Raw genomic sequence first — 26,107 nt, 5'->3', positions numbered from 1 at the left:
TGTAAACCCTACAGTAGATTTATTCTAATCCCGCCATTAAATACAAAACCGTCGGAGGGAGCCCAAATATCAGGGAAAGTCGGAGAATTGTATGGAGGCAAAACCAACGGCTCATAATTGGTCTGAATTACATCGGTAAAATTCTCAAAATTGATAAATGCCGACAGGTTTTTAAAATGTCGCATCACCATAAATCCCATTACCCAAAAATCAGGTTTTGAGTTGTATTGTTCGTCAAACTGAGTTCCGGTGTAATACAACTCATACCCTATCGACCATTTTTCTTCCGTTTCGTACATCAAAACCGTTCCTAAATTATGTTTTGGCGTAAGTGGTTTCTGGTTGTTTATGTTATCGTATTGAAGCTTGGTGTTTATAAAAGCATAATTAAAATACAGCTTAAAATCGGCGTACGAGAACTTGGCATTAGTTTCAAATCCTGAGCTTAAAATGTTCCCGTCGGCATTCTCAAAAAAAGAAGTATTATCAATCTGATTCTCTCTTAAAACAAGTGCATCTTTGAGTTGTGTAATGTAGAAAAGTTGGTTGATAGAAAAGGTTACCGCATCGAAAAACACCGTTTTGTAATTCACATCAAAATTCCCTCCTATCGACCTTTCCGGATCCATTTGATCGCTTGATATCGGCTGAATATTGCGGAAATACAATTTCTCGGCATCTTCCGTAAAAATCGTTGGAAGTTTGTATCCCATCGCACCGCCAATTCGTGAGCTCAGTTTTTCTGTGGCTTTAAAAAGCAAGGCAATTCTCGGAAGTACAAAAGTTCCGTAATCGAAATTGTAGTCCGTTCTCAATCCGCCTTCAAGCGTAAACTTCGGACTAAAATCGGTAGTATTCTGCGCATAAACACCCAGCGTATTATGCGTATAATCCCTTTTTGCATCCGCATCAGTCCTCGTTTCTTTAAACTGCTCGAAATAATGATTTGCCCCAAATTGCCAGTCAGTATTTTCCTCTTTGTAAAGGCTGTAATTTACCTCTGAAAAGCCAGATAACTGTTTTCCGCCAAACTGATAATTAGGGATGTTCAATTCTCGTTTAAAATAACTCACACTGTTTTTTACAACGATACTTCGTACATCGTTTGAATTCTGAAATTTAAATTGAGTGGAATATCGTTCTGAAGTATTCTTCTCGGAAAATACATGTTGCTGATTTGCCTTGTCTTTAATGACTTCCATATCACCACCGGTTCGGTTATCAAAAGTAGAGGTGACTCCAAATAATAGTTCGGTGTTTTTATTGGGGTAGAAATAAAACTTTGGATTCAGATTATAGGTGGTCGATTTAGGCAGGTTTGAGAAACCATCATCATCCGGGTCGTAAGGAACCTGATGATTTGCCGAACCATAAATTGTAATTCCGGTTTTACTGAATTTTTGCGCATAGAAAAAATTAGCTGTCGATCCTAAAGCGCTGGTTTGATTAAACATGAGGCTGAGCTCCGGTTTTTCTTCGGGAGTAATTGAAACAAGATTCACCAGTCCGGCAATAGCACCACCGCCGTAAAGCGTTGAATTACTTCCCTTAATCAATTCTACCTGTTTTAAATCGAGGGGTGGAATTTGCATAATGGATAAACCTCCGGCAAATCCGGAATACAACGGAAATCCGTCCTTTAATATTTGGGTGTATCTGCCGTCCAAGCCTTGAATCCGGATATTCATATTTCCTGAACTCAGCGAAGTTTGTTGCATTTGCACTCCTGTGGTTTCGCTTAAAAGCATGCCGATATTACTTGAATTCATAGCAGCTTGTTCACCTAATTCTTCACCGGTAATAGCTTCAACACGTGTTGGAATATCTTCAATTGTCCGTGATGAACGGGTGGCGGCAACAATCACCTCTTCCAGCTCCTCACCCTCTTCCAGTTCCACAACGATACTTTTATTGTTGTCCTGCGGAAAATGAAGCGTTATTTTCGTTGTTTCATAGCCAATAAAAGACACAAGAAACACCGTTTTTCCATTAGGAATATTGCTGAACCTTGCCACTCCGTTTTCGTCTGAAACCGTTCCGGTTGTAGTTCCTTCAATGAGAATATTTGCTCCGGTTAAAAGCTCATCATTTTCATCTTTAATAGTAAAGATGATCGAATTCTGAGCTAAAGAATTAAAGGTAAATAGAATTGAAATGACTAAGAAAAGATTTTTCATACCTGTTGCTTAAAAAACTAATCCACAAAAATACATCGAAATGGATAGGACAATCCTCAATGCCGTGGATTTATTATTATGACCATAGAAATCAAGCTTCAGTTCAATTCCCAAACAATTTAGATTGTTAAAAAACCATACGCAAAAATCCACGATATAAGGTTTTTGTGATCCACAAAGTTGTTCGACTTTAACAAAATGTAAGCAAGTAAGCTAAGAATTACCATTTCATAACACAATTAACTGACATATTTCTTTTTGTTCGATTTGTTCGATTTTATAAATCTTTTTGATAACTTTTATTTAATATTTGAGCCTTTTTGATTTTTTCAATTCCTTTTCTCAAAAAACTACTCATCTGCGGCAATTGGCCAAAGCCGCACAAGACACTATCTTTCAGCCTCTTAAAAAATCACACTTACCTTACACATTGGATCACATTATTTTTTATATGGTTTTTGCCCATAATTATAAACGCGCTTTTACATGTTTATTTATGTCTTTTAAATACCTTCAAGGAGCACATGAGCTCCGATTCCACTTTTTGAACAGTTTCATTTAGTTTCTTTACAGACATAAAGATCCCGTATTCGTTTATCAAAAAAATGTAGAGAAATATGGAACATTCAAAATCTTCAAAAGCTACTAAAATTGACTTATTCAGTATTAAATCAATTCAAATGAAAACCTTCCATATTACCTGGTTTTCGTTTTTTCTCTGTTTTTTCGGATGGTTTGGAGTAGCCCCGCTAATGGCAGTAATCCGCGAAGAATTATTACTAAGTAAATCACAAATCGGAAACATTATTATCGCTTCGGTAATGATTACCATTTTTGCCCGCCTTCTAATCGGTTGGATATCGGATAAAATAGGTCCTCGAATTACCTATACCTGGTTACTAATTGTTGGATCTCTCCCCGTTATGTTGATCGGACTGAGCAACGATTATACGTCTTTTTTGATTTTCCGCCTGTTGATTGGAGTAATCGGAGCATCATTTGTAATCACACAGTATCATACATCTCTTATGTTTGCTCCAAACGTTGTAGGTACAGCTAACGCAACCACAGCTGGCTGGGGAAATCTGGGTGGCGGAGTAACCCAAATGGTAATGCCACTTATTTTTTCAGCTTTTGTGGCAATTGGATATACTAACGCCAGCTCCTGGCGATATGCCATGATTGTTCCCGGAATTTTGATGATAATAATGGGACTGGTTTATTACAAGTTTACCAAGGACACTCCCGAAGGAAATTTGAACGACCTTAAAAAAGCAGATCCTGATTTTGCCATAAAAAAGAAAGCCGAAAAGGGCCAGTTTGTGGAAACAATAAAAGACTTCCGTGTTTGGGGCTTGTTTATAATTTACGGGGCTTGTTTTGGTATTGAACTTACCATTAACAATATAGCCTCTCTTTATTACAAAGACTATTTCAGCCTTGATGTAAAAACCGCAGGATTAATCGCCGGGTTATTTGGTGTGATGAACATATTTGCCCGTTCCGTTGGCGGTATTCTTGGCGATAAATCAGGGATCAGATGGGGCTTAAAAGGACGTGTCTATTTTCTGTTTACAGCTTTGTTCCTTGAAGGAATTGCATTGATCATGTTTAGCAGAATGACCATTTTACCTGTTGCCATTGCGACTATGATCGTGTTTAGTCTATTTGTGCAAATGTCGGAAGGGGCAACCTTTTCAGTCGTTCCCTTTATCAATAAAAAAGCAATAGGAACCGTATCGGGGATTGTAGGTGCTGGCGGAAACGCCGGTGCTGTTGCCGCCGGATTCCTCTTTAAATTGGAAGGAGTCTCATATCCGCAGGCATTATTTATCATTGGAATCATCGTCAGTGTAGTTTCGCTTTTTGCTTTCCTTGTTCGCTTTAGCGAGGAAGCCGAAGCGGAAGCACGAAAAGAGCTTGGCGAGGTATACCAAGCCCGAAGCGTTCAGCCCAAACCGGTATTTATGTTCAGCTACGCAGAGAATAGCATAATAAAGCTAAATGCATGAGGACCGAAGAATTTAAATCAACATGTTCCTATTGTGGAGTTGGATGTGGGATAATTGTCTCAAAATCGGCTGACGGAAAGGTTGCCGTAAAAGGAGACAAGGACCATCCCGTCAACAAGGGAAAGCTGTGTTCAAAAGGATTAAACCTGCATTATGTGGTAAACAATCAAACGGACCGCTTAACCACTCCACAAGTCCGTTTGGCCAAAGGGTATCCCTTAAAAAATGTTGAATGGCCGGAAGCCATAGGGCGTGTTGCGAATGTATTCAAAAGCTTAATCGAAAAATTTGGCCCTGATTCTGTGGCGTTCTATGTATCCGGACAATGTCTGACTGAAGAATATTATGTGGCTTCAAAACTCGCAAAAGGTTTTTGGGGAACCAATAATATAGATACGAATTCACGCTTATGCATGAGTTCTGCAGTGGTAGGCTACAAAATGCAACTGGGAGAAGATGCTGTTCCTGCATCCTACGAAGACATTGACCTTGCCGATTGCTTTTTTATTACAGGTGCAAATCCGGCCTGGTGCCATCCAATTTTGTTTCGCAGGATAGAAGCGCGTAAAAAGGCCAGTCCTGAAGTTAAAATTGTTGTAGCCGACCCGCGTCGTACGCAAAGCTGCGAATTAGCAGATTTGCATTTACAATTAAAGCCGGGCACTGATGTGTTCCTGAACAATGCCATTGCCCGCTGCCTGCTTGAAGACGGTTATGCCGATTGGAATTTCATCCGCCAACATACCAATGGTATTGAAGAATTGCAAAAGCAAGTCGTTAAACAAAGCGTAAACGAAGCGGCTGAAATCTGTGGTGTTCCCGCTGCCGATATTCGTTTGGCAGCAAAATATATAGGAGAGTCGAAAGGATTTATATCCATGTGGGCCATGGGATTAAATCAAAGCGTTATCGGCGTAAACAAGAACCTTTCACTTATCAATCTCTCCCTCATCACCGGAAAAATAGGTAAACCCGGCTGCGGACCGTTTAGCCTTACCGGTCAACCCAATGCCATGGGCGGACGCGAAGTTGGTGGAATGTGTAACCTGCTTCCTGCCCACCGAAATTTAGATAATGAAGCCCACAGGGCTGAAGTGGCAGATTTTTGGAAGGTGAAAGAAATACCTGCCAAACCGGGTTACAGCGCAACTGAAATGATTGACGCTCTTGAAGACGGACGGTTAAAAGCGGTCTGGATTATTTGCACAAACCCTATGGTGAGTTTGCCTAATTTACACAAAGTGGAACAAGCGTTGAAAAAAGCCCGGTTTGTGGTCGTTCAGGACATTTCTAAAAAATCGGATACGCTACAATTTGCCGATGTGGTTTTTCCCGCCGCCGGATGGTTGGAAAAAGAAGGTACGATGACAAACTCCGAACGCAGAATTACGCATCTTAACCAAGTGGTAGAGGCTCCGGGAGAAGCACTCCCCGATTACGAAATTATATGCCGTGTTGCAAGAAAAATGGGCTATTCCGGGTTCAACTTTAAGAATGCCCGGGAAATATTCGACGAATATAAACTACTAACCCGCGGAACAAATCTCTCGATTGAAGAACTGACCTATGAGCATTTACGCACAACCAGTTCGGTTCAGTGGCCATTCAGAAATGGAAAAAGTACTTTGCGCCTTTTTGAGGATGGCAACTTCTATACTCCGTCTAAAAAAGCAAATATATTTGCCGTGGAGGGAACCAACCTCTCGGAACAACCAAATACAGAATATCCGTTTATTTTAACAACAGGGCGTATCCGCGATCAGTGGCACACCATGACACGAACCGGAAAAGTTAAACGCCTACAACAGCATATCGACAAACCATTTGTTGAAATCCATCCGGCTGATGCCAAAAATTTAAACATCGAAAATGATGACATTTTAACGATCAGCAACCGGAACGGAGAAGTAAAAGCACCCGCACAAGTTACTGACTCAATTCGCCGGGGAGTTGTGTTCCTGCCCATGCACTGGGGAAAAGTTCTCTCAGGAAACAAAGCGCGAACCAACAACTTAACCAATGATTTGGTAGACCCAAAATCAAAAGAACCCGACTTTAAATTTAGCACAGTTCGCATTGAAAAGAATTACAAACCAACAGAACAACTGCTTGTGGTTGGAGCAGGTGCTGCAGCCCTTCAATTTGTAAAGAGCTATCGGGAGAAAAACAAAACCGACAAAATATTGGTCATCTCAAAAGAAGATTATCCGTTCTACAACCGCGTTTTATTGCCTGATTATATTACAGGAAGTCTTAATTGGGAGGCCCTTCAGAAAACAAGCGAAGCAGAAATCAAAAAACTAAATATACAGGTTAAAACCGGGGTAAGCCTTAACTCCATTGACTCTGAAAATAAAACCATTGATTGTACCGATGGGAAGGACTACCATTATGACAAGCTAATTCTGGCCACCGGATCGAGCTCAAATGTTATGAACCCCGATTGGGCTGCATTACCCGCCACCTATACCATTCGCACACGGGAAGATGCCGACCAGTTCCGAAAAATGACAAAATCTAACCATCGTGTTCTGGTTGTTGGTGGCGGATTGTTAGGACTTGAAATGGTAGCTTCATTATTGGAAATGGATGTTCAGGTAACGCTGGTAAACCGCAATCCACGCTTAATGGAACGCCAGCTCGATAACGAATCAGCCACGTTGTTGAAAGAAATACTGAACGAAAAAGGCGTTGAAATTCTATTTAATGATGAACTAAGCCAGATAAGCAGCGATTGGGAAGATAAACATCGCGTTAGTTTTAAAAGCGGCAAACGCCTGGTTTTTGATTCTATTGTATTCGCAGTGGGTACAAAACCCAATATCAGCTTTGCCAAAGGAGTGGTTAATGTTCGCAGGGGAATAATTGTTAACGAGCACCTGAAAAGCAGTAACCCGGATATTTACGCCATTGGCGAAATTGCGGAGCTTAATGGTAACCTGTTTGGCATAACCGCAGCAGCCGAAGAACAAGCTGATATACTGGCCAAACACCTGCTTGGCAATCCAATTAGCGAATACTACGGAACTGTTCCAATGAACATCCTGAAATTTCCGGGAATCGACCTTTGTTCCATTGGTTTAACTTCTGTTCCTGCCGGAGCGGAAGGTTTCGAAGAGATAGTTTTTATTGATAAAGCCACCCGCTATTACAAAAAGTGCATTGTTAAAAACGATGTATTAATGGGCGCCATTTTAATGGGTGACAAAGCTGAATTTGCCGAATTCAAAAAACTAATAGTAGAGCAAAAAGAGCTGGCCGGACTTCGAAATACTCTGCTTCGAACCGGAAAACCAATGGAACCGGTGATTGGCAAGCTCCTCTGTTCCTGTAATAATGTTGGATCAGGCAACATTCAGAAAGCGATCAGAAACGGGGCTTCCCATGAAGATGCTGTTTGCGAAATCACCGGTGCCGGACTTGGCTGCGGCAGCTGCCGACCTGAAATTCAGAAATTATTAAAAGAAGAGTTGGAACCCGTAACCGGCAATTACAATGAAAAAGGCTAACAACAAATATCTCTATCGTGTGCTCAGCAAAGGAGGTCTGATATCTACCTCCATGTTTACTGAAGCATTGAAGCTGGCAGAAAATGAAGGCAATAAATACGTTATGCTTGGATCACGACAAGACATGCTTTTTTACCTTCCAAAGTATTCGTTGCCAAAAATTGAAACCACAGCAATTCCAATTCAAAGCCGAAACTCGGGAATCCAAAATGTGGTGTCATCATTCGTATGCGTTGATATTTTACCATCAACCAACTGGGTTTACTCGGGTATATTTATCAAAATTGCAGATCAGTTCACTTATAAGCACCGGCTGCGTGTAAACATCGTTGATCCGCAGCAAAACATGGTTCCGCTGTTTTACGGAGAGCTTAATTTTATTGCATCCGAAATCCCGAATTTCTGGCACCTGTACCTTAACATCGAAGAGATGCATCAACCGGAAGCATGGCCGGGCCTTATATTTACCGAAGACATTGCCTTGTTTGCCCAAACACTTGAGAAACTGATCCTTGAGGAGGGAATTCGTACGACCGAAGACTTGCATCAATCCGTGGCCATTTCCGATCTGCAAAAAAACACACTCGACAAAAATCCGAAACTCACGCTGCCAAAAGGCTCTTCGCCGTATTACGAAGGTTTGGTGAAAATGGAGAACAAAAATAAATACTGGGCAGGTTTTTACTGGCGTAACAACCAGTACCCCATTCAGTTTTTGAAAGACGTTTGCGAATTGTGCATGAAAACCAACATCGCCAAAATCAGTTTTACTCCCTGGAAAACATTCCTGATCAAGGATATAGAAACCAAAGACAAAATTTACTGGGATGATTTGATCGGCCGTTACGGAATTAACATGCGCCACTCCTCTTTTGAATTGAACTGGCATTTACCGCTGCTGGATAAAGAGGCTTTTAAACTTAAGCGATTTTTAGTAGCTGAGTTCGATAAATTCGACATCCGCACTTATGGTCTTTCATTCGCCATTCAAAATAAAAACAAGGGAAATTTCACATCAGTAGTGATCCGTAAAAACGGGCGCCTTCCTTTTTTGGGCCGCTTCGATTTTACCGCCAGCTACAGTATTGATCATGCTTACGATTTTAACCCAAACAGCAACTTTTACATGCAGTACGAGCGGGCATTAAGCAAACAGGATTTACCAAAAGCCCTTAACAAACTTAGCAAACAATATTATAATCAGCAGTTTGTAAAAAATTCGATGAATATTACCGGAGAGCAAAAACAGGCAAAAAGTCCCGGGCATAATGTTTACCAGTGCCCATTGTGCCAAACGGTTTACGACGAACGGTATGGTGATATTCTGGCCGAAATTGCTGCCGGCACAGCTTTCAACAAATTACCTGAAAACTATTGTTGCCAGGTATGCGAGTCTCCAAAATCAACTTTTAAAACAGTAGAAATTGCAGAAACAACAAGTGTATAGAATAACAAAATGTATCAAAACTGAAGATCAGATGAAGAATCGATTTTCAGGTAAATAATTAGGTAGCCAGTGCTAAATGAACAATTCGTTTTACGGATTCTGGCAAGTTTAATTTTAAAGCAATATCATGACCATGTGCAGACATCTTACGCCACGTTTTCTGAACAATCAGAACCAGTTGTTCATCGGTTTTTCCGGGCATAAAAGCAGCCATGTAATGTTCCAGGAAGACCAGACATACAATGTCTTCCAACTTCTGGGCATCAGCAAGTCGATTGATATTTTCCTTTTTCAGAATATTGGTCACTTCTGCAATAAAATCGGCGGAATATCCGGCTTCTTTCAATATATCGGCAGCTTTTTCAGCCTGGTATTCACCCAAAAAATTACGCCATTGGTAATAACCAACCCGGCCCTCGGGATAGGTGCTGCGGGCAATCTCCCAACGGTACAAATGCTGGCACCAGGCTGCCACAGACAAGGCTTCCGAAGCATCGGGATAAACTTCTTTCAGGCAATCCGACAGGCGCTGACAATACAACAACTCGGCCGGGGTTCCATCCAACTCAAGGTTTGGATCTTTTTGGTGTGCGGATTTCAGTGCCTCAATGGCCGAAGAATAAACAGAACTATACATACTTATCAGTTTTAAGTTGATAACAGCGGTAAAGCATAAAAGTTAATTGAATACAAAAAGAACAAATAAATAAAGTGCATCATGAAAAAAAGAATTGTTTTAATTGGAAACGGGATGACCGGCTACAAATTCTGCGAGAAATTTGTAGCGTCTTCATTGGTTCACGAGTATGAACTGCTTGTTTTTGGTGAAGAACCGCACCCTGCCTACGACCGTGTGCACCTTACTTCCTACTACACAGGAACAGTACCCGAAGAGCTTCTGCTGGCTCCTGCAGGTTGGTACGCAGAACACGGCATTGAACTACGCACACATGAGCGAATTACTTCGATTGACCGAAATTCAAAAACGATAATCTCCGAGAAAAACTTAAGTTATTCGTACGATATTCTCATACTCTCAACAGGCTCTTCAGCCTTTGTCCCACCAATTGAAGGTGTGGAAAAGAAGGGAGTTTTTGTATACCGGACATTCGATGATATTGATAAAATCAAAGCCTACATTCCCAATGCAAAAAAGGCTGCGGTAATTGGGGGCGGTTTGCTTGGGCTTGAAGCTGCCAAAGCCGTTTTGGATGACGGGCTTCCAACAAGTATCATTGAGTTTGCTCCTCGCCTGATGCCCCGGCAACTTGATCCGCAAGGCGCTGAAATACTAAAATCGAAACTTGAAGAATTTAACCTCGAAGTGATGCTGAACAAAAGCACCAAATGCATCATGGGCAACGGTTCGGTTCAAGGTCTGGAGTTTAACGATGGCAGCAAACTAGACACTGATTTACTGGTAATTTCAGCAGGCATCCGGCCACGCGATGAGCTGGCAAAACAGGCCGGTCTGGAAGTTCATCCCCGGGGAGGAATTGTTGTAAACAGCAAAATGGAAACTGCCGACCCGGGCATTTTTGCCATTGGCGAATGCGTGGTGGTCCACAATATGGTTTGGGGCCTGGTTGCCCCCTGTTACGAAATGGCTGAAGTGCTTGTGCAGAATCTGCAGGGCGATTCAAAAGAATTTCTCGGATTCGATCTGTCTTCAAAATTAAAATTGATTGGTACCGACGTGGCCAGTTTTGGCGATGCACTGGTTGAGGATAAGAACATAAAAACCATCGTGTATGAAAATAAAGCACGCGGTATTTACAAGCGACTTAACCTTACTGCCGATGGCAAATACCTGCTTGGAGGCATATTGGTTGGTGAAGCTGAAGAATACAACATGCTGAAGCAGGTGGTAAACAACAAAATGGTGCTGCCCGAAAATCCTGAAGATTTTATCCTGGGAGCCCGTGGAGGAGAAGGCGCTGCAGGCATTAGTGTTGGCGACCTGCCGGATGCTGCGAGTATTTGTTCATGCGAAAATATCAGCAAAGGGCAAATTATGCAGGCCATTGAACAAGACGGAGCCGAAGCTTTACCACTGATAAAAAAATGTACAAAAGCCGGAACAGGTTGTGGTGGATGTGTGCCTATGCTCGACGATTTGCTCACCCATTACATGAAATCGCAGGGCCGCGAAGTTCGTAAAACCATTTGCGAGCATTTTAATTACACCCGCCAGGAGCTGTATGATCTAATTAAAGTGAATGAAATAAAGACATTTAACGATTTGCTGGCGACTTACGGAAAAGGCTCAGGCTGCGAGCTTTGCAAACCGCTTACAGCTTCGCTGCTTGCCAGTATTTGGAACGATGTAATTGTAAAACACGATACGATTCAGGACACCAACGACCGCTTTTTAGCCAATATTCAACAACGAGGTGTTTATTCGGTAGTCCCGCGTATTCCGGGTGGGGAAATAACCCCTGATAAGCTGATCGTGATCGGACAGGTAGCAAAAAAATACGATTTGTACACCAAAATAACGGGAGGCCAGCGAATCGACCTGTTTGGAGCACGTGTTGATCAGTTACCAAACATTTGGGAAGAGCTTATTGATGCAGGTTTTGAAAGCGGACATGCCTACGGAAAAGCACTGCGAACGGTGAAAAGCTGCGTGGGATCAACCTGGTGTCGTTTTGGTATGGACGACTCGGTATCGTTTGCCATTGAAGTTGAAAACCGCTACAAAGGTTTGCGTTCTCCCCACAAATTAAAAGGCGGCGTTTCGGGCTGCGTTCGCGAATGTGCCGAAGCACGCGGAAAAGATTTCGGAATTATTGCGACCGATAAAGGATGGAACCTATTTGTTTGCGGAAATGGCGGAGCCAACCCGCGTCATGCAGACTTACTGGCCTCCGATTTGGATAAGGAAACTTGTGTCAGGTATCTCGACCGCTTCTTAATGTTTTACATCAAAACGGCCGGACCGCTTACACGTACCTCCAAATGGCTGTCGGAACTGGAAGGTGGCCTTGGCTACCTGAAAGATGTAATTGTAAAAGACTCGTTGGGTATTGGCGAAAAACTGGAGCAGGAAATGAAGGAGCTCATCTCCCATTACCAATGCGAGTGGACCACCGTTGTTCGCAATGAGGAAATGCGTAAAAAGTTCCGCCACTTTGTTAACTCCGATCAAATCGACGAAAATATCAAGTATGTACCAATGCGCGGCCAGAAAATGCCCGCCAAAGTTTAACAATTATGGAAACACAAACTATTACAGAGGTAAAAGAATGGATTAAAGCAGCAGCCGTTGAAGATTTCCCTGAAAACGGAGGCGCAGCTGTACTGATTAATGGAGAGCAAATTGCCGTTTTCAATTTTACAAACGAAGGTCGCTGGTACGCCACACAAAACCAGTGCCCGCACAAAGGCGAGATGGCAATATCCCGCGGCCTGACAGGCGATTCGGAAGGGCATCCGAAAGTAGCTTGTCCTTTTCATAAACGAACATTCTCGCTGGAAGATGGCAAATGCCTGACAGATGAACAATACCAGCTTAAAACATATCCGGTAAAAGTAGAAAACGGCTTCGTGTTTATCGGTATTGAATAGTAAATCAGAAAGGTAACTTTTATGAGCAAAAATCACCTGATATCAATAGTTGGAGCCGGCCCCGGAGATCCGGAGTTGCTGACAGTAAAAGCACACAAACGCCTGACGGAAGCTGATGTGGTTTTATACGATGCCCTGCACGGAAAGGAAATGCTAAAACTTGCCCGAAACGATGCAGAACTAATTTATGTCGGTAAATTCCAGGGTGATGGCCAGTGCCAGCACGAACGGCAGGATAACATTCACCATAAAATGGCTGAACTGGCTGTCCGCGGAAAAAAGGTGGTTCGTTTAAAAGCAGGCGACCCAATGGTATTTGGACGTGGTGCCGAAGAAATTCGTTTTTGCAAAACACATGGGCTAAACTACGAAGTGATACCAGGTATAACCGCCGGAGTTGCGGCATCGGGACTGATGGAAGTGCCAATAACCGAACGTCATAAAAGCCCGATGGCACTTTTTTATACCGGCCATCGCACCGATAATTCGCTTAGCAATATTGAAAGTGTGATTGAAGTATTAAAAGGCGATGGTACCGTAACCATTTATATGGGATTTAAAAACATTGGATTGCTCACTGCAAAAATTATGGAAGCCGGTATTGAACCCGAAATGCCGGTTCAGGTAATGAGCCAGGTTGGGCAAAAAGAACAAAGCATTTTAAGCAGTACAATTGCTTGTATTGTATCAGATATTGACAAAAACAAGCCCGTTTCGCCGGCCGTACTTTTTATCGGCAGGTATGCCACTCCCATCGCTGAAGAAATAAATTGTGGTTTAACACAATTGGAAATGAATTCCACCGCGGAATTAGTATCAATTTAAAGGAATAGCGCGTCATGATAAAACACCACATCGATTGTACAGATTGCAAAAACACCGACTGCCTCATCAAAAAACATTGCAACGACCCGGGCATTGAACCATATCTGGCTCGAAAAGTATCGATTCCCGCACGAAAAGGTCAGAGTGTTATCATTGAGGGAGCGCCTATTCATGGCCTTTATTTTATGTTCTCCGGCCGAATAAAAGTGTTAACCACTGGGATTAACGGACGCGAACAAATTCTGCGCTTTGCCCGAGAAGGCGAAATGCTTGGACAACGTGGTTTTAGCACACATCAATATTCGCCCATTGGCGCCACTGCCATGCAAGACAGCATAGTGTGCAACTTTCCGGTTGAAATGATGAAGGAGATGCTAATGAGCCTACCGAAACTGTCTTATGACTTTATTTCGTTTTATGCTGAAGAATTGCACCGTAGCGAAACCAAAGTCCGCATGTTTGCCCATATGACTGTTCGCGAGAAAGTGATTGATGCACTGCTTTATATCAACCGTAAATTCGGGCAACGAAAAAATTACATTTCGATGCAGTTGAGCAGGAAAGAAATAGCCGACTTTGCAGGAACAACTGAAGAACAGGTAATACGTTATCTTTCGGCCTTAAAAAAAGAGGAGCTCATCACGCTTTCAGGTAAAAGAATAGGAATTCCGGATATCAATATCCTGAAAAAGGAAATCGCCGAGCATCATTATTTTATACAAAGCTAACTTCACTATTCTCTGGCTATCTGCACCTTACAAAATCCAACCTGCTTTTTCGCAGTTTTTTTTATACCATCTCGTCTGTTAATACCTGCACAAAAGACTGTTCTAACAATCCATATCCCATATTTTTCATGTTTTGCAACACATACTTTTGGTGTATAGAATTACATAACCAAAAGAGGACAGAAAATGAAAAAACTATTTACCTTATTTCTAATTGTGTTTGCAGCCAGTGCCGGTTACGCACAATTCTCACTTGAAGGACAACTTCGTCCGCGCACCGAACTACGTAACGGTTTTAAAAAGCCGATACTCCCCGGACAGGAACCGGCTTTATTTACCGAACAACGTTCGCGTTTAATTGCCGGATTTAAAGCTGAAAAGTATGGATTCAAATTTTCCGTACAAGATGTTCGTATTTGGGGAGAAACCGGGCAGATTAATAAGTCAGACCAATTGCTGAGCACCCACGAAGCGTATGGCGAATTTTATGCCTCGAAAAACTCAACCTTTCGAATTGGCCGCCAGGAAGTGATTTACGATGGTCATCGCCTGTTCGGAAGCCTCGACTGGGCAGCGCAGGGCAGGTCTCTGGATGCCATTCGGTATTTATACAAAGATGAGAAGGGCAACCAATTCGATATGATGGCAAGCTGGAACCAAACCGGTTACGGCGACGGCGCACCTGAACCGGCAAAACTGGTAGGAAACTCCTATGTAATTACCAGCGGTGGCGGCACCAACACCCGAATATTTAACCTTGGCCTCCCGAAGGCTCAGGCAATGGCTTATTACAAAAAGACCTTCAAATCGGGGGATGTGGCTTTTATGTTGCTGGAAGATATTTATGATGTGGATGCCACTTCGGGCGAAAACTATGGGAACCTGACCATCGGATTCACACCAAACTTCAAAACAGAAAAACTGAAATTTGGCGGCCAGGTCTACTATACAGGCGGTACCAGCGGTAAAACAGAAACCAACGGGAGCTACGAAAAAACGGATTTGAGCGGCTACATGGCCAATGCCTATATTCAGTTTACAAACTTGTCCGGTACGCCACTGCTCGGAATCGATTACCTGAGTGGCGATGACGAAGAAACTACCGACAAAGTTGAAGGCTGGGCTCCGAAATACGGAACCAATCACAAATTTTATGGATTCATGGACTATTTCTATGTTGGCAATGGCCACGGCGGTGCTGATGCAAAAAGCGCCGGGCTGTTGGATATTTACCTGCAAACTACTTTCAAATTAGGCGAAAAAGGTAAGCTGTTGGGGCATTTGCACTACTTCTCAGCACCCGAAGCACGAACAAACGCAACAAGCGGCCAAAGTTACGATGGCTATTTGGGGACCGAGCTGGATCTGGTATTCAACTACGCGCTGACAAAAGGTGTGAGTTTGAGTGCCGGTTACTCCCAACTATTTGGCATCTCCGACACGATGAAACAATTAAAATTTAACGACCCTGCAACCGAAACCGGTGACATGCAGTGTTGGGGCTGGCTAATGATTGCTTTCACACCTAAGTTCCTGTAAAAACACCATTTCCATCCATTTTTATTCAAACAACTAAAATTAAAATATCATGTTACGATTCAAAAAATTACTAATGCCCGGAGTGGCGGCAATTCTGGCTATCATTCTGTATGCTTGCGGCGGCTCCGGCAACAAAACTGCTACCTCTTCAGAGGAAGTTTCAGGCTCATCATTATTAATTGAAAAACCACAGCTTACCTTCGGTTTTATTAAACTTACCGACATGGCCCCGCTGGCTATAGCCAAAGAACTGGGTTATTTTGAAGAAGAAGGTTTGTTTGTAACCATTGAAGCGCAATCAAACTGGAAAAATGTTCTGGACCGGGTTATCGATGGCGAACTGGACGGGTCGCACATGCTGGCAGGCCAACCCATCGCCGCAAATGCAGGTTTTGGCCGTCAGGCGCAGCTTGTAACGCCATTTTCAATGGATTTAAACGGAAATGGAATTACCGTATCCAATCCGATTTGGGATAAAATGAAAGCAAACGTCCCGAAGGATGCCGACGGAAAACCGATACATCCGATTAAAGCAGATGCACTAAAACCCGTAATTGAAGAATATAAAGCCAACGGTAACCCGTTTAAAATGGGAATGGTTTTTCCGGTATCTACACACAACTACGAAATCCGCTACTGGCTGGCGGCAGCCGGTATTAAGCCGGGAATGTACACAGCCGACAACATTCAGGGACAGGTTGATGCCGACGTTTTGTTATCGGTTACACCGCCACCGCAAATGCCGGCCACACTCGAAGCCGGTACTATATACGGCTATTGTGTGGGCGAACCCTGGAATCAACAGGCCGTTTTTAAGCAAATCGGTGTACCGGTAGTTACCAACTACGAAATCTGGAAAAACAACCCTGAAAAGGTGTTTGTGATGACCCAAAAATTCATCGATGAGAATCCGAATACAGCCATTGCGGTAACCAAAGCTTTAATTCGTGCCGGAAAATGGTTGGATGATCCGGCCAATCGGCCTAGCGCGGTAGGAATTCTGTCAAAATCTGACTATGTGGGCGCTGATTCCATTGTTATCGCCAATTCGATGACCGGCACTTTTGAATTTGAAAAAGGTGACAAACGGTCGTTACCCGATTTTAACGTTTTCTATCGTTATCACGCAACTTATCCGTTCTACTCTGATGCCGTATGGTTTCTCACTCAAATGCGTCGCTGGGGACAGATCCCCGAAGCAAAAACAGACGAATGGTACCTGGAAACAGCGAAAAAAGTTTACCGCCCCGACATCTGGAAAAAAGCGGCAACATTGCTTGTTGAAGAAGGGAAAATTCCCGCATCCGACATTCCTGAAACCGATGGTTTTAAGTCTGTAACAACCGACTTTATTGATGGCATTCAGTACGATGGGAAAAAGCCAAATGAGTACCTCACAAAATTTGACATTGGCAATAAAGACATCTAAAAACGGGTGAAAAAATTCAAGACCCGCTCTTTTAGTTGGTGAATATCAGAAAGGTACGGCTATCCGGATTAGCAGCTGTATCTTTCTACTCACCGGCTACTTACTTAGTTAATAATCAATTCTCAAAAATTTACCAATCTAAAAGATATCATCATGGGACAAACAATTTTAGCCTCATTCAGATGGCTCGGATTTGGATTTCTTGACCCCTTAGTAAAACTGTTTCAGGGAATCGAACCGAAAAAAAACGGAGCTCTTTTTCTAAAAAAAGCAATCATTCCAATCCTGTCAATCGCGATATTTCTGGGTGTTGCCAATTTCTTTTCAAGCTACCTGTACAATATCGAGCGCGAGCGAAAAATTGAAAAAACCCGCGAAACGCAAGGAGATGAAGCAGCATTGGCCATGCAGGAATGTATCGATTCGGGCGACATAAGTTGCAAACCCAATTCCCTGCCTTCGCCAGCCGATGTGTGGCGGGCAACACAAACCTTAATTGCCGACCACCGGATGATAAGTACCGATAAGGCGGAGTTTAAAACAAGAACTGCAGCTGTTAATGCACAGCGCCATGCGCAAGGCTTATCATCTATCCGTTATACGGGCCGTCCTTCGTTTGTCGATCAGATTTTTACCAGCCTCAAAACGGTTTTTGCCGGGTTTCTGTTGGCGGCGTTTCTCGCTATTCCTGCGGGCATCGTGCTTGGTTTAAGCGAAACCTTGCGCACTGCTTTAAATTGGATAATACAAATATTTAAACCCGTTTCGCCCGTGGTGTGGTTACTGTTGGTTTCAATGGTTGTAAAAACAATCCTGGCATCTGCCGATATGGACAAATCATTTGTCATTTCATTTATAAGCGTTGGTTTATGCAGCATGTGGGCAACTTTGGTGAATACTTCAGTTGGTGTTTCGTCGGTTGACAAAGACTACCTGAACGTATCCAAAGTACTTCGCCTCGGAGTTGTAAGCAATGTTTTCAAAGTTATTCTTCCTTCATCGGTTCCGCTGATTTTCACCGGATTACGCATCACCTTGTCGGTGGCATGGATGGTGCTTATTGCTATCGAACTTCTGGCACAAAGCCCGGGTTTGGGCTCGTTTGTTTGGGAAGAATTCCAGAACGGAGCAAACGATTCAAACGCAAAAATCATTGTGGCCATGTTTGTGATCGGGGGCATTGGTTTTGCGCTCGACAGGTTAATGATGCTGGTTCAGAAAGCGGTAAGCTACGAAAGCAAAGCGTAATTCTATTTTGAAAGAACGACAAAACATGACGCACAAAACCGATTAAAAATGAACACATTATGAGTGCATTTCTAGAATTACGCAATGTATCGAAAAGTTTCGGACAGGGCACCAATCGTGTCGAAGTCCTGAAAAATATCAATCTCACTGTTGAGGAAGGAGAATTTATTGCCATTGTGGGTTTCACCGGTAGCGGAAAAACCACACTTATTAACCTCATCGCCGGATTGATTACACCGGATGAAGGAGAGATTCTGCTAAAAGGCAAGCCCATTACCGGGCCGGGGCCGGATCGCGGAGTTATCTTTCAGAACTACTCCTTGCTACCCTGGTTAAGTGTATCGGGCAATGTTGATATGGCCGTAAAACAGGTATTCCCGAAAATGAGCAAAGCAGACAGAAAAAGCCATGTTGAACATTTTATAAAAATGGTTAACCTGCACCCGGCTTTGCACAAAAGGCCGTCAGAATTGTCCGGAGGAATGCGGCAACGTGTTTCCGTAGCACGGGCACTGGCAATGGATCCGGAAATTTTACTGATGGATGAACCACTGGGTGCCCTCGACGCCTTAACAAGGGGGTCGCTGCAAATGGAAATTGAGCGTATTTGGCGCGAATCAAGAAAAACCGTACTGCTTATAACCAACGATGTGGACGAAGGAATTTTACTTGCCGATCGGGTTATTCCGCTAAAACCCGGGCCGCGTGCCACACTTGGCCTCAATTTCCCGATAGGTTTTAAACGCCCGCGCGATAAAGCAACCATTAATGCCGATCCGAATTTTAAAAAAGAACGGAATGCTATTAACGCTTACCTGATGGAAATTGGCAAACATCGTGTGGTTGCCAATGATAAGAAATACGATCTGCCCATCCTGGATCCCATCATTCCGGGCGCAGAAAGACGTTTATTTAATCCAAGAACCAATTTGTAATGGAAGTATTAACTGAAGAAAAAATAATGCTGGAATGCCGCGATATAAAAAAGGCTTATCCAACACCAAAAGGCGATTTTGTTGTTTTAGAGAATTTCCAGTTACAGGCAAAAGAAAGCGAGTTCGTATCAATTATTGGCCATTCCGGTTGTGGTAAATCAACCTTGCTGACCATGATTGCCGGTTTAAACGATATTACAGCCGGAGCGATTACTGTTGCTAACTATCCCATTCAGGGAGCCGGCCCCGACCGGGCAGTGGTATTTCAATCGCCCAGCTTGTTCCCCTGGATGACTTCGTTGGAGAATGTGCTAATAGGTGTTAAACAGGTTTTTCCGCATGCGACAACCAACCAACGCCTGGAGATTTGCAAATATTACCTAAGCAAAGTTGGTTTGGCAGATTCTTTTTATAAAAAAGCCAAAGACTTGTCGCAGGGTATGAAACAGCGGGTTGGAATTGCCCGGGCATTTGCATTAAAGCCAAAAGTTTTATTACTTGATGAACCGTTTGGAATGCTCGATTCGATGACCCGGATTGAGCTACAGGATGTGCTGATTGATGTTTGGTCGAAAGAGAAGATTACAGCCATTATGGTAACTCACGATGTGGATGAAGCAATCTTTTTATCTGACCGGGTAATTATGATGACATCGGGTCCTTACGCAAAGGTTGGCGAGGTTGCACACATTAAACTTGAACGGCCTCGCAACCGAAAAACAGTGGTAGAACACCCTGACTTTTATAAATATCGTCAGCAACTGCTCACATTTTTAGATCATTAATAAACGACTATGCGCGAAAATAATTATGATTGTCAGACCTGCGAAAACGCGAACTGCCTTATAAAAAAGCACATTGCCAATGGTTCGATTCAAACATATCTGCAACAAAAGAATACATTTAACTGTAACCAGGGCCAACAGTTCATTTTGGAAGGAGCACCGGTTAACGGACTTTATTTTATTTACAGCGGGGCAGTAAAAGTTTACCGGCAAACTGCCAGTAAAGAATCGCAAATCATTCGTTTCTCGAAAAACGGGGAAATTGTTGGGCATCGTGGTTTTGGAACCGACTATGTGTACAACATCAGCGCATCGGCACTTAAGGACACCATACTTTGTAATTTTTCAAGCAGTGTATTGATTGAGATGTTACACAAGGCCCCGTCATTAATGTTTGACTTTATGCTTTTTTATGCCGACCAGCTGCAAAAAAGTGAAGCCAACAGCAAATTATTTATCCAAATGTCGGTAAGAGAGCGGGTAATTAACGGTTTGCTTTTTATCGAAAATAAGTTTGGACAAACCGATGGCTACATCAATATGACTTTGTCAAGACGCGACATAGCCGAATTTGCCGGAACATCAACCGATCAGGTTATTCGCGTAATATCTGCCCTGAAAAAGGAAGGTTTACTAATTGCAAAGGGCAAAAAACTGGGTATTCCGGATCTCAACAAATTTGCTGCACAATTGCAACAATCAAGCTATTTCCTTGAAGGGTAAACTTTGGCATTTACGATAGACTTTTACAATAGATAGATGATCCCAACAGATCATGATTTCAAATGAAAGATAAACTGCAAAAAAAAGAGTCCGATTTTAACGGACTCTTTTTTTATAACCAGGCGGGAATCGAACCGCCCCAGTATGCAAGTCGAAAGCTATCTTCCTTGCTTACAACTACCTCTTTTATGTACTTTATAAATGATATTGTAATAATTTTTTGTTCTGGTACAAACAAAGCCTTATCAAACAGATCGACCTACTTTAATGCCAAATGGAATTTACATTTTTAAATTTTGCTTCTGTCAAAGAAATGGGTTGCCCATCGGTAAAAACCTTTAGTTTGCTGAACGCTTGAGAATTAAAAAATATTTCGGTCATTACCAGATCACCGCCGTCTACAAAAATTTCGGCAGATGCGGCATCCACAAATATTTCAAGTTTTACGGTTGATCCGATTTTGTATGGAGCCACCGATATTCCGGAGAACTGATCAGAAAAGCTCATGTCTCCTGATTGTGTTCTATCAAACTGAAACTGCTCTGCCGATGCAGAATAACTTAGTGTGACATTTTCGCCCAATTCATTTTCAAGCAGAATACCAAATGATTCGGGAAGCGTTTCTCCCATTTCAAGCTCTAGCGACAAGTGACTCTGATTCAAAGTCAAACCTTGTATATCCAGCTCCTTAACTCCCGAAATTTTCAGCGCTTCATCAATATTCACTGTTACTGAATTAGCTGTGAGCAGCTCTGTTTCTTTTACCGGGCTCGACTTTAAAACGTATTGCTCATTCTTTTTAGTCAGCGAAAGCCTACGGGGTAAAGTCATTGCACTGCGCCATTCCTCAGTGGGCACAACCTGTGCATACGCCCAGTTACTCATCCAACCCAGGAAAATCCGACGACCGTCTTCTTTTGGCACATCCGACCAGGTGACACCGGCGTAATTGTCGCGGCCCCAATCTACCCAATTGGTATCTTTCGAGTCGGCAGTAAATTCATGTCCATCAAAATCGCCCAAAAAGTATTGGGTTCCCGAGCCACCATTTGGCCCACCGGGGTTGATATTCACGATCAACACCCATTTTGTTTCGTCGGTTCCTTCAACCTGCAGCGGGAATAAATCGGGGCACTCCCATACGCCATCGTGGGTTCCGGCATCAATTCCAAAATTACTTTCGTGTGTCCAGTTTTTCAAATCGTCAGAAGTATAAATCTGAACATGATCGTGAGCGGAAAGTACGAGGTTCCACTTTTGAATTTCTTCATTCCAAATCACATTCGGATCACGAAAATCGCGGTTCCCATCATTTGGAATCACCGGATTTCCCTCATATTTTGTCCAGCTTCGCCCTTTATCCAGACTGTAAGCAATGGCTTGCGATTCCACATCAACACCACCGGCCTTTGCAATTTCGGGATTGTGATAGGTGAAAATTGCTATTAACGGCGGATTTTCAGCGGAACCAAATCCAGAGGTATTGTTCCAGTCGACCACAGCGCTACCGGAGAAAATATACCCCAAACTGTCGGGATATAAAGCAATGGGCATGTGTTTCCAGTGCACCAAATCGGTGCTAATTGCATGTCCCCAATGCATGGGTCCCCAAACTGTACTATCAGGATAATATTGATAAAACAGGTGATATTCTCCTTCGTAATAGACCATTCCATTTGGGTCGTTCATCCATGCCGAATCCGGTGAAAAATGGAATTGTGGACGATACTTTTCGGTGTATGGTTTTGTCGTTTCTTCGACTTCTGTTGTTTTAGTTGGACCGGAAGAACAGGCCACCGCAAACAACAGTAAAATTGCAGCCAGAAAATTGAAATACTTATGGTTCATCTCTATTCGTTTTAATGGTTATTTATCTTTTTATTTGGATTAAAATTCAGTAATTGTACCTTTCAACAGGTTGACTGTTCCTGTCTCGCCAAATAAGCTCAGCTGCACGTTTTCTGCATTAAAAGAAAACTTTCGCGAAACGGAAATCAATCCGTTCATGGCAAATAATTCGGCCGAGTTACTGTCGATAATAAGCGTCATATCCATTTCTGGCTCGTTGGTTACATAAGGTGCATAGTAGAAACCATCCCAACTATCGGGGAAATCGCGCTGTATCGAGGGGTCAGCAATGTAAAAATATCTTCTTTCGGCCTGATAACCCAGGATCAGCTCCTGGCCTTCGTTTGTAGTAATTTTAACACCAAAAGATTCTGCCATACCCAAGTATAAACGACTATTGACATCGAATGTCAAGTCGATTCTGATTGGCAAATCCAGGTTCTTTTCGATTGATTTGCCATCGCTTAATTCAGTTTCGTTAATTGTTTCTGTTGCCGGTTTCTCAATGGCTTTTACAGGTTCTGACGTTAAATAGTAATCGTAAAATTTTTCTTTTAAAGTTAATTGGCGGGCTAGCGAGAATTCGGTTGAGGGATTAGTTGGAATATTGAATTTTTCGTAGATGGAATTATATAAGGTTCCTATTAAAACTGGCTTTTTGTTTACGATCCGGTAATCGGATAAAACAACAGCCTGATAAAGATCGCTTCCATGATCGATCCATTTGGGTTTATTGTGCGTGGCCTGGTAAACAAAGCCATCGAAACTGCCAACAAAGTACTGAACACCGCTGCCCTCGTTTGGCGAACCGCTATCGGCACTGATAAAAAGTACCCATTTCGTTTCGTTGGTTTCAGCCATTTCCATCGGGAAAAAATCAACGCTTGTCCATTGCCCCGATTTTAGCACAACATCATCGCCAAAACGGCTTAGGTACTCCCAGTTTTTCAAATCTGTGGATGAATAAAAACGCACTTCATATCCTGAAAGTGTTACCAGGATCCAAGTCTGTGTTTCATCGTTCCAAAATACTTTCAGGTCCTGAATGGATTCGTAAAAATCAGCGAGCGTAATCGTGTTTTCGTAGTCCGTATTCCAGGTCGAGCCATTGTCGTTGCTGTATGAGATGGTCAGTTCTCCATTGTTATCAGTTTCAGTTCCGAAAGCAATCAATGCAGAAGTTTCTGCACTATAATCTGTTGTTTGATTCCAATCTGAAACAATGGTTTTTATATTCTGATTTCCGGCTTTTTCCCTCTCAAAACTAATTGCTTTAGTGCTCCAGTTTACCAAGTCATTACTTTCAGCCTGTCCACACTTCTCTTCACCATCAACCGATTGATTGTAAAACAGGTGATACGTGTTGTCGGCATAAATTAATGCTATCGGATTATGAAGTATCGAATCTTCCGGGTTGAAATGCAGGGAAATAGCAGCTTTCTGTTCTTTATTTCCTGTGCACCCCCAGAAAACAAGCAAAATCAGCAATAAAATTGAAGCCAGACTTTTCATAGGTGAACTGTTTTAATTGGTAAAGTTAAAAAATCAGATCATGGCGGGAGAAGTCTCCCAACCATGATCTTTTTCTATGTATTAATAGCCAACATTTTGTTCGTACAAACCTTTTGTAAAGTCTATCTCACGCTGCGGAATCGGGAAATATTCGTCTCTTCCGGCAGTAAATTGAGCATCATTCAAAAAGTCTTTTCTTGTTTTCTCTTTTGCCAGGTAAGCATTCAAAGTTGGTTCTGCAATTCCCCAACGTACCAGGTCGAAAAAGCGAGGGCTCTCCAAAGCAAACTCCAAACGACGCTCCCACTTTAATGCTTTGCGTGCGTTATCCTGTGTCCATGCCAAATTCGATCCGTCGTATTCCGAGATCATATAATTTGATGGAGCAGTACCATCAGCAAAACGCGTTCTGCTGGTACTTTCAGAGGCACGTTTACGAACCTGGTTGATTAATGGACGGGCCATATCTTGCTGTCCCAGTTCGATGTATGCTTCAGCCTGCATTAACAGTACATCGGCATAACGAATGATATCGATGTTTTTTGATACGCCCATAAACGGACCTTGCTTTTTGTAGCAGGAACAATCGGCAGCCTGCTGCTCTTTCATACTTTGAAAGTAACCGTATACTCCCGGATCGCGCACCCAGCTGTTGCTGAAAATGTAGGATTCCTCGTTACGGTATTTGTACGGGTGACCGTCGATACCAATAGAGTGGTCGATACGCGGGTCAACAGGTACTCCATCAGGAGTAATATCGGCTGCACTTAGTTCAACATCGTTAAACGTGTCGAATTTTGGTAAACCATTCTCATCGGTTGCAAAAGCATTCACCATATTCTGACTTGGCTGATGGAAACCACAACATCCGTATTGAGGAGCTCCGTGTGGGTAGTTCAATCCATTCTCGAAGTTCAAACGTCCTGATGTTGTTCCGTCGCTAATCGAAAACTGAATCGCAAAAACCGATTCAGGACCATTATCGTAACCACCCGTAAAGTTTTCACCAAAATCAGCCTGCAAACTGTACTGCCCTGATGCAATAACCATTTCGCACAGGTTAACAACTTCCCGCAAACGGCTTTGGTTAATGTTTACAACCTGGTTGTTTTCATCTTGCTCGTAAGCCTGGTATAACCTCAGTTTTGCAAGATAAGCAGCAGCCGCATATTTATTGGCTCTACCAACCTGCGATTGAGATTCGGGAAGATTATTCATTGCAAATTCAAAGTCTTCAGAGATTTTGTTCCACAATTCATCGTTTGAATATTCGCGGTTCGACGTTTGAAGAATCTCTTCGTTGCTCAGCTTTTCATCGATATACGGAACATATTTGAACAACACTTTCAGCATAAAATGCGAATGCCCTCTAAGGAAACGTGCTTCAGCAATCCTTGTCTGGCGCAAAGCAAATTCTTCGTCGGTTAACTCATTTAAGGTGCGTAATGCCGAGTTGGCACGCGAAATAGCGCGGTAATAATTTTCCCAGGTGTAAGGTAAACCGGCCAACCAACTTTGGAATGGTTGAGTAAGGTTGTATTGCTCGTAAAAGTTGTAAGGCTCAACATCGGAAACACCACCGCCTCCTTTGTAAGCATCGTCAGAGCGCACACTACCATAAACCCACATACTTGCTATAGGGCCAATCATATCGTTGTTTCCAATTCCGGCGTAAGCCGCGGTAACCAAACCTTCAGCGCCTTCGGCCGTTGGGCTTCCGGCTGAAATGAACCCTTGCGGCTCAGTTTCCAGGTAATTATCGCACGAGACAGCCAACAGACTTATCAGTGCAACTATATATATTTTAATATTTTTCATTT

Annotated in this window: 18 protein-coding genes; 13 read left to right on the top strand and 5 right to left on the bottom strand. The window is 42.8% G+C overall.

Annotated elements, in window-relative coordinates:
* Positions 1-8: 8 nt before the first annotated feature.
* Positions 9-2,177 carry a TonB-dependent receptor gene (locus G4420_RS06720; RefSeq protein ID WP_163322765.1) on the bottom strand — a complete coding sequence of 723 codons (2,169 nt, stop codon included), beginning with the start codon at positions 2,175-2,177 and terminating at the stop codon, positions 9-11.
* A gap of 680 nt (positions 2,178-2,857) precedes the next feature.
* Between G4420_RS06720 and G4420_RS06715 the strand changes: the two genes are divergently transcribed.
* From G4420_RS06715 to G4420_RS06705, 3 genes are read left to right on the top strand one after another with little or no spacing between them, the layout of a single operon-like run.
* Positions 2,858-4,189, top strand: a complete 1,332-nt coding sequence (locus G4420_RS06715) for an MFS transporter (RefSeq protein ID WP_163322764.1) — start codon at positions 2,858-2,860, stop codon at positions 4,187-4,189.
* Positions 4,186-7,698, top strand: a complete 3,513-nt coding sequence (locus G4420_RS06710) for a nitrate reductase (protein ID WP_163322763.1) — start codon at positions 4,186-4,188, stop codon at positions 7,696-7,698. The genes G4420_RS06715 and G4420_RS06710 overlap by 4 nt, the downstream gene beginning before the upstream one ends.
* A complete protein-coding gene (locus G4420_RS06705; RefSeq protein ID WP_163322762.1) occupies positions 7,685-9,145 on the top strand; it encodes a rubredoxin in 1,461 nt (486 codons plus the stop codon). Before G4420_RS06710 ends, G4420_RS06705 begins: the two co-directional genes overlap by 14 nt.
* 58 nt (positions 9,146-9,203) lie before the next feature.
* On the opposite strand, the gene G4420_RS06700 is transcribed toward G4420_RS06705, so the two are convergent.
* Positions 9,204-9,782: a DUF4202 domain-containing protein gene (locus G4420_RS06700; protein ID WP_163322761.1), complete on the bottom strand. Its 579-nt coding sequence runs from the start codon at positions 9,780-9,782 to the stop codon at positions 9,204-9,206.
* 81 nt (positions 9,783-9,863) lie between these two features.
* Here G4420_RS06700 and nirB point away from each other — a divergent pair, with 81 nt between their 5' ends.
* The 10 genes from nirB to G4420_RS06650 all read left to right on the top strand — a co-directional run bounded on the left by nirB (position 9,864) and on the right by G4420_RS06650 (position 20,927).
* A complete protein-coding gene (gene nirB / locus G4420_RS06695; RefSeq protein WP_163322760.1) occupies positions 9,864-12,356 on the top strand; it encodes a nitrite reductase large subunit NirB in 2,493 nt (830 codons plus the stop codon).
* A 5-nt stretch (positions 12,357-12,361) separates the two neighbouring features.
* Positions 12,362-12,715 carry a nitrite reductase small subunit NirD gene (gene nirD / locus G4420_RS06690; RefSeq protein WP_163322759.1) on the top strand — a complete coding sequence of 118 codons (354 nt, stop codon included), beginning with the start codon at positions 12,362-12,364 and terminating at the stop codon, positions 12,713-12,715.
* Positions 12,716-12,736: 21 nt separating this feature from the next.
* Positions 12,737-13,540, top strand: coding sequence for a uroporphyrinogen-III C-methyltransferase (cobA, locus tag G4420_RS06685; protein ID WP_163322758.1), 804 nt, complete (start codon positions 12,737-12,739; stop codon positions 13,538-13,540).
* Between the two features lie 14 nt (positions 13,541-13,554).
* Positions 13,555-14,268 carry a Crp/Fnr family transcriptional regulator gene (locus tag G4420_RS06680; protein ID WP_163322757.1) on the top strand — a complete coding sequence of 238 codons (714 nt, stop codon included), beginning with the start codon at positions 13,555-13,557 and terminating at the stop codon, positions 14,266-14,268.
* Between the two features lie 186 nt (positions 14,269-14,454).
* Complete coding sequence (locus G4420_RS06675; RefSeq protein WP_163322756.1) at positions 14,455-15,807, top strand: alginate export family protein; 1,353 nt, start codon at positions 14,455-14,457, stop codon at positions 15,805-15,807.
* A gap of 49 nt (positions 15,808-15,856) precedes the next feature.
* Entirely contained in the window at positions 15,857-17,236 is a 1,380-nt protein-coding gene (locus G4420_RS06670) for a CmpA/NrtA family ABC transporter substrate-binding protein (protein WP_163322755.1), read from the top strand.
* 153 nt (positions 17,237-17,389) lie between these two features.
* Positions 17,390-18,484, top strand: coding sequence for an ABC transporter permease (locus G4420_RS06665; RefSeq protein WP_163322754.1), 1,095 nt, complete (start codon positions 17,390-17,392; stop codon positions 18,482-18,484).
* A 59-nt stretch (positions 18,485-18,543) separates the two neighbouring features.
* The gene (locus G4420_RS06660; protein WP_163322753.1) at positions 18,544-19,419 is read left to right on the top strand and encodes an ABC transporter ATP-binding protein; all 876 of its coding nucleotides are present in this window, start codon (positions 18,544-18,546) and stop codon (positions 19,417-19,419) included.
* Positions 19,419-20,204 (top strand): ABC transporter ATP-binding protein, encoded by a 786-nt coding sequence (locus tag G4420_RS06655; RefSeq protein ID WP_163322752.1) that lies wholly within the window; start codon positions 19,419-19,421, stop codon positions 20,202-20,204. The genes G4420_RS06660 and G4420_RS06655 overlap by 1 nt, the downstream gene beginning before the upstream one ends.
* Positions 20,205-20,213: 9 nt before the next feature.
* A complete protein-coding gene (locus tag G4420_RS06650) occupies positions 20,214-20,927 on the top strand; it encodes a Crp/Fnr family transcriptional regulator (RefSeq protein ID WP_163322751.1) in 714 nt (237 codons plus the stop codon).
* A 264-nt stretch (positions 20,928-21,191) separates the two neighbouring features.
* Here the strand turns inward: G4420_RS06650 and G4420_RS06645 are convergent, their stop codons facing one another.
* From G4420_RS06645 to G4420_RS06635, 3 genes are all read right to left on the bottom strand, one after another.
* Positions 21,192-22,775 (bottom strand): glycoside hydrolase family 32 protein, encoded by a 1,584-nt coding sequence (locus G4420_RS06645; RefSeq protein ID WP_163322750.1) that lies wholly within the window; start codon positions 22,773-22,775, stop codon positions 21,192-21,194.
* A gap of 39 nt (positions 22,776-22,814) precedes the next feature.
* Positions 22,815-24,287 (bottom strand): glycoside hydrolase family 32 protein, encoded by a 1,473-nt coding sequence (locus G4420_RS06640; RefSeq protein ID WP_163322749.1) that lies wholly within the window; start codon positions 24,285-24,287, stop codon positions 22,815-22,817.
* 81 nt (positions 24,288-24,368) lie between these two features.
* The gene (locus G4420_RS06635; protein ID WP_163322748.1) at positions 24,369-26,105 is read right to left on the bottom strand and encodes a RagB/SusD family nutrient uptake outer membrane protein; all 1,737 of its coding nucleotides are present in this window, start codon (positions 26,103-26,105) and stop codon (positions 24,369-24,371) included.
* Positions 26,106-26,107: the final 2 nt, after the last annotated feature.

It is taken from the genome of Draconibacterium mangrovi (assembly GCF_010586825.1).
GTDB lineage: Bacteria > Bacteroidota > Bacteroidia > Bacteroidales > Prolixibacteraceae > Draconibacterium > Draconibacterium mangrovi.
This window is presented reverse-complemented; position numbering and strand designations above follow the sequence as displayed.